This is a genomic window from Microcystis sp. 0824 (genome assembly GCF_003112475.1).
In the GTDB taxonomy this organism is placed as follows: Bacteria; Cyanobacteriota; Cyanobacteriia; order Cyanobacteriales; family Microcystaceae; genus Microcystis; species Microcystis aeruginosa_C.
Window position 1 is genome coordinate 20,237 of record NZ_BDSM01000024.1, and the last position, 14,220, is coordinate 34,456.

The window sequence follows — 14,220 nt, forward strand, 5'->3', positions numbered from 1 at the left end:
CTTTAGGGCCAGAGAATCACCACTTTTTTACTGTTTATTTTGGCTTTTCTCTTTTGGATTATGCGTCTTTTAGCTGCCCTTGATCGCTATCCCGATAGTGTATCGTTAACCCTAGAACCAGTAACCACCGACTCGCAAAAATTTGATTTATATTTAACTTTACACCTACAAGCTCAAATTCAATCTCTCCTCGGCGGGGAAATTAAATGGGGACTGAAAGGAGGAAAATTAGATTTTGTTTTAGTTAATTGTCTCCTAACACCAAATCTTCTTTCTAGTCAAGAGTTATACATAAATCGTATTAATAATCATCAATGGCGGTTATCCTTCAAAAGTCCTCAGTCAATATTTACAGGAGCGCTCGAAAGGATTAACCTAGGAACCGTCAGTGTGGAGGAAGAACCTTATCATCTGACGGTGCAATTTTCGGTGACAGCTGCCGATATCTGTATCACGGAAACATCGGGATTATGGAAACACGATCTAAGTCCCAATAAACATAGTATTTTAGAGCGAAAGTTAGCATTTTTCCTGATGGAAAATCAATTTGATGCTTTTTTAAGTCGTATTTCTTTGGGGTCATCCCAGGTAGAATTAGATACTGTTCTAGTTGAACCGAAAGCGGCAGCATCAGAAAATTTAGAGAAATTGCCAGGACAAATCGAGGTAATTTATGCTGCTGTTACTGATGATTTTCTGGAATTAGCCCAATTAGCTGAACTCAATCCCCTAACGGATTTTACTGGGGCAAATCTCCTAGCAGCAGAATTAAATGGTATATCTTTAGGCATGGCTAATCTCTATCAAGCGAATCTGCGGGGAGCCAATTTAACCGATGCTGATTTAAGCGAAATTAACGGCAGTCACGCTAGTTTTAAGGGAGCGGATTTAAGCGGAGCCTTATTAGCTAATGCCGATTTAAGTTATGCTGATTTTTACCGTTCTAGTTTGGCTTTAGCTAATTTAATCGGCTCCAATTTAGAAGGAGCTAATTTGGTTGAAGTCAATATCACTCAAGCGAATTTTAGCGGGGCAAAAGTGAAGGGGGCAAAGTTTGCCGATAACGTGGGTATGACCGAGGAATTGCGGGAAAATTTACGCTCGCGCGGGGCTTTCTGCGATTAGTCAACTATTAAGCTTCTATGGTAAATTGATAGGATTCCTGCCAAGTATTGCCGATCACTTCTTCGTTTTCTTCTTGATAATCCTGGTAAACTTTGCATAGTTTTTGACCTACATAGCTATCTTGATCGCACCTATTGATCAAGGAAATATTAATTACTTTCTTCTCAAATCTTGTCTCTCCTCATACATTCATTTTCTCTCATTCCCCACGCCTAATTATTATCATTCAAAGATGGGGAAATTAGTATTTATGTCAAGTTTTTAACAATTTTTCCAGAAAAAAGTTTAAATTATTTTAAGTAATTTGCCAGTTTATTACAATCTATGTCAAAATGTGATCACTAAACTGTTCCCCAGTTCCGGCCTTCCCCAAAACCAGAGACTTCCTACTGCTATAGCTAAAAATTGAGTTTAGTATCAAGGAAAACTAGAATTGTCTATGAACACATTTACTCCCCATCAAATTGTTAGTTTATTCTGCAAAAATCGAACTTTATACGGAGAAGTAATTCAGGTGATCGAAAGTCGTTCGGCTCTTTGGGTGCGTCCTCTTTGGTTAATTATAGCCGATAATTTTGAGACAATTGATGTGCGGGAAGGTTCCGATTTAATCCTGCCGATGGACTTATTTAACCCCGCCTTAGACACGGAAGTTTTGCCCTTATTCTCCCAAGTAATTAAAGATAATTATATCGCTAATATTTCCTATCCTCTCCAGGAATTTGTGCAGCAAGTTTGTCAAAGTTATCCCGAATATTTTCAGAAAAATCTATGATTGATGAAGGTTACGTTAAATACAATTGTACTTGGATTCCTGACCGTCCCTTAATAAGCTCAGAGATTGCAGAATTAAATTATTGGCGCAATCGCCTCTATCAACTGGGATTAATCGGTCAATACGATAACGGAATCGGTTTTGGGAATGTGAGTAAACGAGGAAAAATAGACAAAGAAATCATTATTTCTGGCACTAACACTGGGGGTATCTCAGTATTAAATGAATCCCATTACACCACAGTTATAGACTACGATTGGAGAGAAAATTGGGTCACTTGTCGGGGAACAATCGCCGCTTCTTCGGAAACTCTCACCCATGGAGCGATTTATGAAGCGAATCCCCAGATTAATGGGGTGATTCATATTCATCATCGCCCCCTGTGGCAAAATTTAATGTATCGAGTGCCGACCACTCAAGAAAATATCGCCTATGGAACCCCAGAAATGGCCGCAGAAATTATCCGTTTATGTCAAGAAGAGCGTCTAGAAGAGCAACAAATTTTAGTGATGAGTGGTCATGAGGAAGGAATTATCGCCTTTGGGCAAGATTTAGCAAAAGCGGGCAATTTATTATTATCCTATTACCTGCAATCTCAGTCATCTTGAAAGTGACCTCCTTTCCAACTCACCACCGGGGAGAAAAAAGTGGTTTTGATTTAGTCGTTTTCATGTTAACTTGTTCTGTAGATTTTCGTTTTTGAGGAATGCCATAGTGATCGACATCTTCCATCATCTATCTGTCTCGATCGACTTTTCGCCCCTTACCAATGTCTTGATGACTATTTCCGATCAAGACGTGGATGTCATCGGGAATTTCCAGAAATCCTTCTCAAATTTCGTCAAAACTGGGCAAGCATGGGCCCTATTAATCGGTTTCATTGTCGGTTATATGTTTCGAGGTTTTACCTCTTATTAGCTTTTCGCCTATCAGCCTTCAGCCAGAGTGAGCAATTCTTGCTATTCTTATGCTTGTAGAGTTGGAGATTTTTCTAACCTGAAGCGGTAATGCTATCAGCACCAGATTATCCCTAAAAATTGCCTAGCATATTTTGGTTAACTTTATACACAATCATCTAACGAAAACAGTGACAGCAAAGAAAACTTGGAGCGATCGCTTTGAAGGTAGTCTCCATCCTACGATCGTAGAATTTAACGCCAGTATTGGCTTTGATATCGAATTAATCGAGTATGATCTCACCGGATCGATAGCTCACGCTAAAATGCTCGCCTATACGGGTATTATCAGCCCCGAAGAAGCAGATAGTCTCGTCTCTGGATTGGAACAAATTCGTCAAGAATACCGCACTGGCAACTTTAACCCCGGCATCGATCAAGAGGACGTGCATTTTGCCGTGGAACGTCGTTTAACCGAGATTGTGGGAGATGTGGGCAAAAAACTGCACACGGCCCGTTCGCGCAACGATCAGGTAGGAACGGATATACGTCTGTATCTTAGACAACAAATCGATGATATTAGGCAAGAAATTCGCAATTTTCAGCAAGCTTTAGTCAATCACGCTGAAAACCATCTAGAAACCCTGATCCCCGGTTATACCCACCTGCAGCGCGCTCAACCGATTAGTTTAGCCCATCATCTCCTCGCTTATTTTCAAATGGCCGAACGGGATCACCAAAGATTAGGAGAAATTCGCGCTAGGACTAATATTTCGCCCCTAGGATGCGGGGCCTTAGCGGGGACGACTTTTCCGATTGATCGTCATTACAGTGCCAATTTACTCGATTTTGAGCAGGTGTATAACAATAGTCTCGATGGAGTCAGCGATCGAGATTTTGCCATTGAATTTATGACGGCCGCTAGTCTGATTATGGTCCACCTGAGCCGTTTGAGCGAAGAAATGATTCTCTGGTCTTCCCAAGAATTTAGTTTTATCACTCTCACCGATAGTTGTGCCACGGGATCTAGCATTATGCCCCAGAAAAAAAACCCCGATGTTCCCGAATTGGTGCGCGGCAAAACAGGGCGGGTTTTTGGGCATTTACAGGCGTTATTGACCTTAATGAAGGGTTTACCCCTAGCCTATAACAAAGACTTGCAGGAGGACAAGGAGGCGTTATTTGATGGCGTTAAAACCGTGCGGATTTGTTTGCAAGCGATGACGGTACTTTTAGCCACCGGGATTCAATTTAAAACTGACCGATTAGCTAACGCGGTGGCGGAAGATTTTTCTAATGCAACGGATGTGGCGGATTATTTAGCCAGTAAGGGAATTCCCTTCCGAGAAGCCTATAATTTAGTCGGGAAAGTCGTTAAAAGCAGTTTGGCAGCGGGTAAGTTATTAAAAGATTTAACCCTGACGGAATGGCAAGAATTACATCCGGCTTTTGACGCCGATATCTACGACGCGATCGCTCCTCGTCAGGTGGTAGCGGCCCGTAATAGCTATGGTGGCACAGGTTTTGAACAAGTGCGATCGGCTTTAATTCAAGCTAAAGCCATTCTCGATCATCGAAAATTTGCGTCTGAAACCCCGCCGTTCTAGGTTGGCTTTACGTTAGAATTAAAAGGCCAGTCTCGAAAACCAAGTGGACGGCGCAGCACCTTGAAAACTCGGCTTAGGGGGTTCCGACCAGAAAAGCTTGGCCGGGTAAAAAGTCGCGCGCAACAAGTACAAGAAGCTATAGGCGGTCAACGTACCGTGGGACACACGGAATCGGGCTTCTGAAATGGGGCGAAAGTCTGTGGACTCTGTGTAAGACAGTACATGGTTTTTTAACTGTGGTATGCGACGGTGGTGGAAGCAGAAACTTAAATCGTGAGGTTTAGGAATCGCCGCACTTTTAGGGCGGCGAGGATGTCAAGATTGATATTGTTAGGGGTTGGGGGATAGGTGTTAGGCAATAGGCAATAGGCAAAAGTCCTAACTCCAGTAATCCCGTCCCCTTTTTTTATTTTTTAGCTTTATATATGGGTCGTGTTTGGCATTTTATTAAAAGTGTGATGGGAATTATCTTTCGTCATCCTGTAACTGGGGTGACAATGATTCCGCTGCTTGCTGATGGTACAATTGTTTTAATCCGACGCAGAGACACCGGCAAATGGGCCCTACCGGGAGGGATGGTCGATTGGGGGGAAGATATTTTTAATACTGCCCAAAGGGAATTAAAAGAGGAAACAGGATTAAATTTAGTCAGTTTAGGGCGTTTAGTCGGGGTTTATTCCTCTTTTGAGCGTGATCCGCGCATTCACTCCATTTCAGTGTTAATTGAAGTTACAGCGTCGGGGAATTTTCAGATCAAAGATACATTAGAAGTTAGCGAGGTGAGAGCTTTTAGCGTCGAAACTTTACCTCTAGGCAATCTCAGTCACGACAATGATCGCCAACTAGAAGATTATCTCAGGGGTGCCACTGTAGTGGCTTGATTTTTTTCTAGTATCTGCGACCCTAAGTAGCTGGTTATAATTAAATTAAAAATAGATTTTAGGTTCGATCCCCCCCAACCCCCCTTAAAAAGGGGGGAGAAGAGTTCATAGTAGGGTGGGTTAGACGGCAACAATCTAGGCGTTAAAGTCAATCTAACAATCCGTCGTAACCCACCGCTTTAGTCAACCGAAAGGATATTTGATTTATGTTTGAAAATAAGATTGATCAGGTTTTACACGCGTTATAAGGAGATGTTGGGATGAGCAAACCGACTAAGTTGCCCGAAGGCTGGAAACTGGTAAGTTTGGGTGAAGTAGGAACCCTAATAAATGGAGATAGAGGTAAAAACTATCCAAGTCAAAAAGATTTTGTTGATAATGGAGTCCCTTTTATAAATGCTGGTCATATTCAAAATGGTGAAATAGATTTTGAATCGATGAACTTTATTTCTAGAAAAAGGTTTGACTTATTAGGAAGCGGAAAGGTTAAGTCTGGCGATATTTTGTACTGCTTAAGAGGCTCATTAGGCAAGACGGCAATTATCAAAGATATTCAGGAGGGAGCAATAGCATCTTCTCTGGTAATTATTCGACCTTCTGAACAAATTAGAACGGACTATTTCTATCGTTATTTAGCTAGTCCAATTGGACAGGCAGAAATTTATAAATATGATAACGGATCCTCACAACCTAACCTCTCAGCCCAAAGCCTCAAACAGTACCAGCTTCCCCTCCCACCCCTCGAAGAACAGCGAAGAATTGCGGCAATTTTAGATAAAGCGGATGGGGTGCGACGCAAGCGCAAAGAGGCGATTCGGTTGACTGAGGAGTTATTGCGATCGACTTTCCTAGAGATGTTCGGTGATTCTGAAAGAAATTTTAGGGAACACTGTGGACAGGATTGTTTTCTACCCCTAGAAAAGTGTATTGAGAGGTTCATTGATTATCGTGGAAAAACACCAACAAAAGCTAATTCAGGTGTTCCACTTATTACAGCAAAAATAATCAAAAATGGCCGAATACAGCCACCTAATGAATTCATTGCCCGAGAAAATTATGACTCATGGATGCGTAGAGGTTTGCCACAATTAGGTGATGTTCTTTTTACGACAGAAGCCCCCCTAGGAGAAGTCGCTCAAGTTGATGATCCTGATATTGCTTTGGCTCAAAGAGTTCTATTGATGCGAGGTAAATCTAATATTCTTGATAATACCTATTTGTTTGGCACTCTTCAGAGTTCATTTGTTCGTGACCAAATTGAGCGCAGATCTACAGGTAGTACGGTTAAGGGAATTAGACAGAAAGAGCTAAGAAAAGTTGTAATTCCCATTCCTCCAATATTCTTACAACGTAAATATGCAAGTTTTGCTGTTTCCCAACAGAAATGCACGGACAGACAAAAATTGCTATTTAAAGAATCTGAAAATCTCTTTAATTCCCTTTTACAAAGGGCATTTAGGGGGGAACTGTAGCCATGACAGCCGGAGGATTACTGCCATAATCTTGTGGGAAATGCCATTAAAAAAGACCGTTGGACAATTAGCCAAGATTCCTATCATCTCACACTGTCACGAGGGAAAACCTAGATAAAATAACCGAACTTGCTGTTTTTTTATATAGCAAAAAATGGGTTATTTAGGACGCTTTCAATTTTCAAACTCTTATCGGTCAAGGGTTTCAGCGATTGATTGTCCTAACCACCCCGATCTTTGCTATAGATTGAAAAACTATGTTAGTCAGATTATCAATGATAGTGAAAACCTTGTGGATGCTGTGAGTAAAGCCTTCAGGCATCTGTCCTAACTAACTCGTTCTATGCCATACCAAGCCGGAAGGAGCCGCATTCCTAAAACTCACCCTTGGCTCATTTTGTTGTTTCTCCCATCTCCCCATCACCCCATCACCCCAAGTCCACAGACAGGCTTAAGTGGCTAGAAGCTAGATATATCAATGGTCTTAATTAATTCTTATCAATCGAATTAAATTTTTGTAAATAAAATTCTCGATCGGATTAATTATTTTTTCCAAATTCCGCTAGACTTATTTAGTAAGTTCAATCGAGATTCAATATTCCATAGCTAAATTTCTATAGCACGGGCTAGAAGGAAAGTTTAGCGAGGGATTCCTTTACCCATAATTCAGCACACATATTTGCTTTAGCAGCAGGTAGGAGGATTCTATGTCAAATTTTTCGAGACGGAAATTTTTAACCACGGCGGCGGTTTCAGCGGCAGGGGCTGTTGTCCTCAAAGGTTGTTTGGGTAATCCCCCCGACACTACGGGTGGAACCACCACCACCGCGCCCGCTTCCCCGGTTGCTTCTCCCGTAGCGGTGGCCCCCGGAGAGGCCCCCGAAACCACCAAAATTAAATTAGGTTATATCCCGATTGTTGAATCAGCACCTTTAATTATTGCCAAGGAAAAAGGCTTTTTTGCCAAACACGGGATGCCCGATGTGGAAGTCTCCAAACAAGCAAACTGGGGATCCGCTAGAGATAACGTCGAAATTGGGGCAGATGCGGGCGGAATTGACGGAGGACAGTGGCAAATGCCCATGCCTTACCTAATTTCCGAGGGACTAATCACCAAAAATAACGTTAAAGTCCCCATGTATGTGTTAGCGCAGTTAAACACCCAGGGTAACGGAATTGCGATCGCAAGTAAACACGAGGGCAAAAACATCGGTTTAGACCTAAAACCGGCCAAAGATTACATCCTCGGCATGAAAACGACGGGAACTCCCTTCAAAGCTGCCTATACCTTCCCGAAAGCTAATCAAGACTTCTGGATTCGTTATTGGTTAGCCGCCGGTGGTATTAACCCCGATACGGATATTAACCTAATTGCCGTACCCGCAGCCCAAACCGTGGCCAACATGAAAACGGGAACCATGGATGCGTTTAGTACCGGTGATCCTTGGCCGGCGCGAATTGTAGCTGATCAGATCGGTTTTATGTCAGCTTTAACCGCAGAAATCTGGCCCTATCACCCGGAAGAATACCTCGCTATCCGCGCCGATTGGGTGGATAAAAACCCGAAAGCCACCAAAGCGGTGTTAAAAGGAATTATGGAAGCGCAGCAATGGCTCGATCAAGAGGCAAATCGGGCAGAAGCGGCGGCAATTCTCGCTAAACCGGCTTATTTCAACCTCAAAGAAGAAATTATCGCCGGTCCCCTCAAAGGAATGCAGAAAATGGGTGACGGTAAACCGGAAATCACCGACAAAAATAAAGGGGTTTTCTACTGGAAAGATCCCGCCGGTAGCGTTTCCTATCCCTACAAGAGTCATGATCTCTGGTTTTTAACCGAAAGTGTTCGTTGGGGTTTCTTGCCGAAAGAAACTTTAACCACTGCCTCAGCATTAATCGACAAAGTTAACCGCGAGGATCTTTGGAAAGCGGCAGCCACAGAATTAGGAGTTCCCGCAGCTGATATTCCCACCAGTACCTCCCGCGGTGTCGAAAAATTCTTTGATGGCAAGACTTTTGATCCTGCCAATCCCCAAGCTTATCTCGATAGCTTGGCAATCAAAAAATAGCGAGCTTTTCTCGATAGGCTAGGTGCATAAAAAATCTAGTCTATTAATCCCAAAAATGTTTTCTTCTCTTCCCAATCAAGTAACTTTATCTTCAACAAAGGAAAACGGCAAAATGGCAAGTAGCGTCAGCAGAAAAAGTAACGGTGGTTTCAACTTCGGTAAATTCTGGAAAAAACATTCCCATGACATTCTTCCCCCCATTATCGGTACCCTGGGTTTTCTGATTGTTTGGCAATTAGTCTCGATGCTGGGATTAATCAAATTACCCCCCCCATCCGACCTAATCACCAATGAGCGTACCCGTACTTATTTAATGTATCCTTTCTTTGATCGTGGGGGCATTGATAAGGGACTATTCTGGCAAACTTTAGCCAGTCTGCAACGGGTATTAATCGGTTATTCTTTTGCCGCAGTGGTGGGTATTGGTGTTGGGATTATGGTCGGTTTAAATTCCTTCTTAAATAAGGCCCTCGATCCCCTTTTCCAATTCCTGAGAACAGTTCCTCCTCTTGCTTGGGTTCCCCTATCTTTGGCCGCTTTACAACAAAACCAACCTGCAGCTTTATTCGTTATCTTTATTACCGCAGTTTGGCCGATTTTGATTAATACCACCGTCGGTGTCCAACAAATTCCCCAAGACTATATCAACGTTAAACAAGTCTTGCAATTGTCCAGCAAAAAATTCTTCTTCAAGATATTAATTCCCTCGGCACTTCCCTACATCTTCACGGGTTTGAGAATTGCGATCGGTTTAGCTTGGTTAGCGATTATTGCGGCTGAAATCGTTATGTCGGGTATCGTCGGTATCGGTTTCTTTATCTGGGATGCCTACCAAAATAACTACATTAGCGATATTATTCTTGCGCTGTTTTATATCGGTGGTGTGGGTTTATTACTCGATCGCTTTATGGCTTGGTTGCAAACTCAAATCGTTCGTCAATAGGGAATCAATGGGGAAAGTTTCCCCATTTTTCAAATAACTGAAACTTGAGTAAATTTAAGGAGAAAAAACTATGAGTTTGTTTGTCGCTGTCGATAACATTGATAAAGTATTCCCCCTCAGTGGTGGCGGTGAATATGTGGCCTTGAAAGGGATCGATTTACAGATAAAAAAAGGGGAATTTATCTCCCTCATCGGTCACTCTGGTTGCGGAAAATCAACCCTCTTAAACATGATCGCTGGTTTAGATTTGCCCACGGAAGGAGTGGTGACTTTGCAAGGTCAAAGCATTAAAAAACCAGGGCCCGATCGCATGGTAGTCTTCCAAAACTATTCCCTTTTGCCCTGGTTAACCGTCAAAGAAAATATCACTCTGGCTGTCGATCAAGTTCTCACCCAACTATCAGAAGACGAAAGAAAAGCTGAAGTCGAAAAATATATCGATCTGGTCAATCTTCGTCATGCAGTGGATAAACGTCCCAACGAATTATCGGGGGGGATGAAACAACGGGTAGCGATCGCTCGCGCCCTAGCCATCCGTCCGAAAGTCCTGCTTTTAGATGAACCCTTTGGCGCGTTAGATGCCCTGACTAGAGGTAATCTACAGGAACAGTTAATGCAGCTGTGCGAAGAATACCAAATGACCTCGGTAATGGTGACGCACGATGTGGATGAAGCGGTGCTATTATCCGATCGCATCGTCATGCTCACCAACGGCCCCGGCTCAAAAATTGGCGGTATTTTGGAAGTAGATATCCCCCGTCCCCGCAAACGCATGGAAGTGGTGGAACACCCCAGTTACTACAGTCTCCGGAGTGAAATTATCTATTTCCTCAACCAACAAAAACGGATCAAAAAACTACGCGCTCGCAAAGTCGAAGTTATTGCCCGTCACGGTTTAGAAAAAGTCAATCTAGAAATCGGTTTTGTTCCCCTCACCGCTTGCGCGCCCCTAGCAGTGGCCAAAGAAAAGGGATTCTTCACTAAACATGGTCTAGATGAGGTGAATTTAGTCCGGGAAACCAGTTGGCGAGGCGTTGTGGACGGGATCGCAGGGGGATTCCTCGACGGGGCGCAAATGCCTTCGGGAATGCCCACCTGGTTAACCGTCGGTGGTTATCAGGAGCAACCTTTGCCGATTGTCAGCGCCCTGACTATGACTCGTAACGGTAACGGTGTCACCCTCGCTAAACGCTTCTATGACGAGGGAGTGATTGACGGTAACGCCTTAAGACAGATGCTATTGGAATCGAAGGAGCAGCGCCATATTTTTGGCATTGTTCACCCCTCCTCGATGCACAATTTGCTCCTGCGTTACTGGTTAGCGGCCTCTGGTATTGACCCGGATAAAGACGTTCACCTCGAAACTATTCCCCCGGCCCAAATGGTAGCCGACCTGAAAACCGGTAGTATTGACGGTTACTGTGTCGGTGAACCTTGGAATCTCAGGTCCGCCATGGAGGGTATCGGTTACACCGTCGCCACCGACTTAGAAATCTGGCAGGGCCACCCGGGTAAGGCCCTGGGAGTCCGGGAAGATTGGGCTAATAAATACCCTAATACCCATGTCGCTTTAGTCAAAGCACTGCTGGAAGGTTGTCGCTACTGTGCCGAGGAAGGGAATCAGGAAGAAATTCGTCAAATCCTCGCCAGTCGTCAGTATCTTAGTACCAATATCGATTATATCCAACTGGGTGATCCCAACTCCTACGCGTGCAGTCTTGATCGACCGATGAAAGAATATGCACACCATCTGTTCTATGGAGATGGGGTAAATCGTCCCAGTCGTACCGAACACCTCTGGATGATGACCCAAATGGCTCGCTGGGGCCACATTCCTTTCCCGCGTAACTGGGTAGAAATTCTCGAACGCGTCTGTCGGGTGGGTGTCTTTAGTACCGCGGCCCGGGAATTGGGTCTAGGGGATATTAAATATCGTCGCACACCGATCCTTTTATTCGATGGTATCGAGTTTGATGCCGAGGATCCGATCGGTTATCTCAATAGTTTAGAGATCAAACAAAACGTCACCATGGCCGAAGTGGCTATTGATGCTCGTCCTAGTGCCAGTGAATCTCGCAAAATTGCCTAAAAATCGACTAAGGGGATAATTCCTAGCCAATTATCCCCGGTCATTGCTCCTATTATCTAATTCCCCCCAAAGACTAATCATGTATACCACCACCGACACCGTTAACCGGGCAACCCAGGCCCCCACTAAAGAAGCTTTTGTTACCATTGAAGGAGTTTCTAAGGTTTATCCCACTCCCAGAGGCCCCTACACCGTCCTTAAGGATGTTAATCTCAGCATCAATGAAGGTGAATTTATCTGTGTGATCGGTCACTCCGGTTGCGGTAAATCGACCCTATTAAATATGGTGTCGGGTTTTTCTTCTCCCACCGATGGCATTGTTAAAGTTAACGGTAAGAAAATTACTAAACCTGGGCCCGATCGCATGGTAGTGTTTCAAAACTATGCTTTATTGCCTTGGTTAAGTGTTTTTGAAAATGTCTATCTCGCGGTAGATGCGGTGTCTCCCAATGCTCCGGAAGCACAAAAACGCTCGATCGTGCGGGAACATTTAGCTATGGTGGGTTTAACCGAAGCTATGGACAAAACCCCTCCCCAAATCTCCGGGGGGATGAAACAACGGGTTTCGATCGCCCGGGCCCTTTCTATCCGTCCGGAGGTGTTGATTCTTGATGAACCTTTCGGTGCCTTGGATGCGATTACCAAAGAGGAATTACAGGAAGAATTGCTGAAAATCTGGCAAGATAAACGCTGTACGGTGTTGATGATTACCCACGATATCGATGAGGCTCTTTTCCTCGCTGATAAGCTGGTAATGATGACCAATGGACCGGAAGCGAAAATCGGCGAAGTGATGAATATTCATTTCCCCCGTCCCCGCGATCGGGAGAGAATTATGGAGGATCCGGAATATTATCGTCTGCGTAACTATGCCCTCGACTTCCTCTATAATCGTTTCGCTCACGATGATGTTAGCTAGATGTGAGCATTTGTATTAGTTTGGGGTGCGGTTGACTTAATAGCGATCGCACCTAGATTTTTTTTTTAGGGAAGCCTTCTTCAAGTAAAATTATTTCTAAGTAGGTAGATTTTAAAAATTGTCAGATACCCCCCTTAATAAGAGGGGATCAGCACCCCCTTTATCAAGGGGGGATCAGCACCCCCCTTATCAAGGGGGGATCAAGGGGGGATATACCTACTTGTTAGCTAAATAGAACAATTAGCAATCAAATACAATAATAATTTTTACTTTTTACTTAATCGATCATGCTCAAACAGATACGGAAACTACTTATCAATTTTGGTCAACAATGGCGCGATGAAGATTTCATGAGGTCGATTCATCTCATTGAAAACATAGTTTCTAAGGTTTTATCCGTAGCCTTAATTATTGTTATTCTTGTTTCTCTTTATGATCTAGTAGTTATCCTAATCAAAGACCTATTTACTACGGAACCAGTCGGTTTTTTTAGTAAAACTTTAATTGAAATCTTCGGATTATTTCTCAATATTTTGATTGCCTTAGAGTTATTAGAAAACGTCACTGCTTACCTAAGAAAACACATCGTACAGGTTGAATTAGTCGTAGTTACGGCTTTAATTGCCATCTCTCGAAAAATTATTATTTTCGACCCCAATAAATACAGTAAAGATGATTTAATTGCCCTCACTGTGGGAACCTTAGCTTTAGCGGCAAGTTATTGGTTAATCAGAAAAGTTAATCGCGATAATCGTTCTTGAAGTAGTGATTAAGTACCTAGACAGAATTAATCACAGATATTTTTGACTTCTGGAGTTGAGCAGTTCTGGGGTTCTCTCCTTCCAGAGTGTCAATTTAATTTTGTCCAATTACTGATTAGGGAAAGGGTTAGATTGAGAAAACCTAAAACCTAACCCTTCTAAATATTTACTCGACTCTAGAAATATTACCCGCTTTAATCCAACCTTCGCGACCATCGGACAGACGTACGCGCTGCCACTGCCCATCGCTGCTGGTTCCCACCACACTGACTTTAGTATTGTAATCCAGACCGCCGAGACGAGTCGATTCACTGGTAGGTTCAGAGCGCAGACTTAAACCGCTTTGCCATGTCACCCGCGCTTGATAACCCTCGGATGTGGTTTCTTTTTTACTTGCTTCGGGACTGGGTTTCGGGGCAGCTTTTGGTGCTGGGGCATTGGGAGACTCTTTCACCTCAGCTTGGGGTTGTTCTTGGAGGGGAGTAGTGGGGATGGGTTTAGCAGCTTTTTCCTCCTTAGTTTCCTCTTTTTTCTCCTCGGTAAAGACGGGTTTAGGAGGATTAGAATTCATACCAGAGAGAAGCATATAGGCGACAGCAGTAGCCCCACCGACCAGAATCGCCACTCCCAGGACAAAACCGACCATAAATTGCAATAAACCAGATAAACGCTTCATATTGGTGCTA

14 protein-coding genes and 1 pseudogene are annotated in these 14,220 nt (G+C 43.5%); 13 read left to right on the forward strand and 2 right to left on the reverse strand.

What is annotated here, in order from left to right:
* Positions 1-60: 60 nt before the first annotated feature.
* Positions 61-1,125 (forward strand): pentapeptide repeat-containing protein, encoded by a 1,065-nt coding sequence (locus tag N0824_RS09285; protein ID WP_108936610.1) that lies wholly within the window; start codon positions 61-63, stop codon positions 1,123-1,125.
* A 7-nt stretch (positions 1,126-1,132) separates the two neighbouring features.
* Here the strand turns inward: N0824_RS09285 and N0824_RS21585 are convergent, their stop codons facing one another.
* Positions 1,133-1,267: a hypothetical protein gene (locus N0824_RS21585; RefSeq protein WP_255420523.1), complete on the reverse strand. Its 135-nt coding sequence runs from the start codon at positions 1,265-1,267 to the stop codon at positions 1,133-1,135.
* A gap of 297 nt (positions 1,268-1,564) precedes the next feature.
* On the opposite strand from N0824_RS21585, the gene N0824_RS09290 reads away from it, so the two are divergent.
* The 12 genes and pseudogenes from N0824_RS09290 (at position 1,565) to N0824_RS09345 (ending at position 13,534) form a co-directional block, all read left to right on the forward strand.
* Entirely contained in the window at positions 1,565-1,900 is a 336-nt protein-coding gene (locus tag N0824_RS09290; protein ID WP_108936552.1) for a hypothetical protein, read from the forward strand.
* Complete coding sequence (locus N0824_RS09295) at positions 1,897-2,508, forward strand: class II aldolase/adducin family protein (RefSeq protein WP_108936553.1); 612 nt, start codon at positions 1,897-1,899, stop codon at positions 2,506-2,508. Before N0824_RS09290 ends, N0824_RS09295 begins: the two co-directional genes overlap by 4 nt.
* 106 nt (positions 2,509-2,614) lie before the next feature.
* Complete coding sequence (locus N0824_RS09300) at positions 2,615-2,818, forward strand: hypothetical protein (protein ID WP_108936554.1); 204 nt, start codon at positions 2,615-2,617, stop codon at positions 2,816-2,818.
* Positions 2,819-2,987: 169 nt separating this feature from the next.
* Positions 2,988-4,403, forward strand: coding sequence for an argininosuccinate lyase (gene argH, locus N0824_RS09305; RefSeq protein ID WP_108936555.1), 1,416 nt, complete (start codon positions 2,988-2,990; stop codon positions 4,401-4,403).
* Positions 4,404-4,828: 425 nt separating this feature from the next.
* Positions 4,829-5,284: an NUDIX hydrolase gene (locus N0824_RS09310; RefSeq protein WP_108936556.1), complete on the forward strand. Its 456-nt coding sequence runs from the start codon at positions 4,829-4,831 to the stop codon at positions 5,282-5,284.
* Positions 5,285-5,544: 260 nt separating this feature from the next.
* The gene (locus tag N0824_RS09315) at positions 5,545-6,756 is read left to right on the forward strand and encodes a restriction endonuclease subunit S (RefSeq protein WP_108936557.1); all 1,212 of its coding nucleotides are present in this window, start codon (positions 5,545-5,547) and stop codon (positions 6,754-6,756) included.
* Positions 6,757-6,780: 24 nt separating this feature from the next.
* Positions 6,781-6,870, forward strand: a pseudogene (locus tag N0824_RS09320) (hypothetical protein); the annotation flags it as partial.
* Positions 6,871-7,463: 593 nt separating this feature from the next.
* A complete protein-coding gene (locus N0824_RS09325) occupies positions 7,464-8,822 on the forward strand; it encodes a CmpA/NrtA family ABC transporter substrate-binding protein (RefSeq protein ID WP_108936559.1) in 1,359 nt (452 codons plus the stop codon).
* A 112-nt stretch (positions 8,823-8,934) separates the two neighbouring features.
* Complete coding sequence (ntrB, locus tag N0824_RS09330; protein ID WP_108936611.1) at positions 8,935-9,765, forward strand: nitrate ABC transporter permease; 831 nt, start codon at positions 8,935-8,937, stop codon at positions 9,763-9,765.
* 70 nt (positions 9,766-9,835) lie between these two features.
* Positions 9,836-11,854 (forward strand): nitrate ABC transporter ATP-binding protein, encoded by a 2,019-nt coding sequence (locus N0824_RS09335; RefSeq protein ID WP_108936560.1) that lies wholly within the window; start codon positions 9,836-9,838, stop codon positions 11,852-11,854.
* Between the two features lie 79 nt (positions 11,855-11,933).
* Positions 11,934-12,773 (forward strand): nitrate ABC transporter ATP-binding protein, encoded by an 840-nt coding sequence (locus N0824_RS09340; RefSeq protein ID WP_045361277.1) that lies wholly within the window; start codon positions 11,934-11,936, stop codon positions 12,771-12,773.
* A 287-nt stretch (positions 12,774-13,060) separates the two neighbouring features.
* Positions 13,061-13,534, forward strand: a complete 474-nt coding sequence (locus N0824_RS09345) for a phosphate-starvation-inducible PsiE family protein (protein WP_002781338.1) — start codon at positions 13,061-13,063, stop codon at positions 13,532-13,534.
* A 166-nt stretch (positions 13,535-13,700) separates the two neighbouring features.
* Here the strand turns inward: N0824_RS09345 and N0824_RS09350 are convergent, their stop codons facing one another.
* A complete protein-coding gene (locus tag N0824_RS09350) occupies positions 13,701-14,210 on the reverse strand; it encodes an SH3 domain-containing protein (RefSeq protein WP_108936561.1) in 510 nt (169 codons plus the stop codon).
* Positions 14,211-14,220 lie beyond the last annotated feature (10 nt).

Bases quoted from the DNA above. Each gene is read 5' to 3' on its own strand.
- N0824_RS09285 (WP_108936610.1), top strand. From the start codon at position 61: ATGCGTCTTTTAGCTGCCCTTGATCGCTATCCCGATAGTGTATCGTTA.
- N0824_RS09290 (WP_108936552.1), top strand. From the start codon at position 1,565: ATGAACACATTTACTCCCCATCAAATTGTTAGTTTATTCTGCAAAAAT.
- N0824_RS09295 (WP_108936553.1), top strand. From the start codon at position 1,897: ATGATTGATGAAGGTTACGTTAAATACAATTGTACTTGGATTCCTGAC.
- N0824_RS09310 (WP_108936556.1), top strand. From the start codon at position 4,829: ATGGGTCGTGTTTGGCATTTTATTAAAAGTGTGATGGGAATTATCTTT.
- N0824_RS09315 (WP_108936557.1), top strand. From the start codon at position 5,545: ATGAGCAAACCGACTAAGTTGCCCGAAGGCTGGAAACTGGTAAGTTTG.
- N0824_RS09325 (WP_108936559.1), top strand. From the start codon at position 7,464: ATGTCAAATTTTTCGAGACGGAAATTTTTAACCACGGCGGCGGTTTCA.
- ntrB (WP_108936611.1), top strand. From the start codon at position 8,935: ATGGCAAGTAGCGTCAGCAGAAAAAGTAACGGTGGTTTCAACTTCGGT.
- N0824_RS09335 (WP_108936560.1), top strand. From the start codon at position 9,836: ATGAGTTTGTTTGTCGCTGTCGATAACATTGATAAAGTATTCCCCCTC.
- N0824_RS09340 (WP_045361277.1), top strand. From the start codon at position 11,934: ATGTATACCACCACCGACACCGTTAACCGGGCAACCCAGGCCCCCACT.
- N0824_RS09345 (WP_002781338.1), top strand. From the start codon at position 13,061: ATGCTCAAACAGATACGGAAACTACTTATCAATTTTGGTCAACAATGG.
- N0824_RS09350 (WP_108936561.1), bottom strand. From the start codon at position 14,210: ATGAAGCGTTTATCTGGTTTATTGCAATTTATGGTCGGTTTTGTCCTG.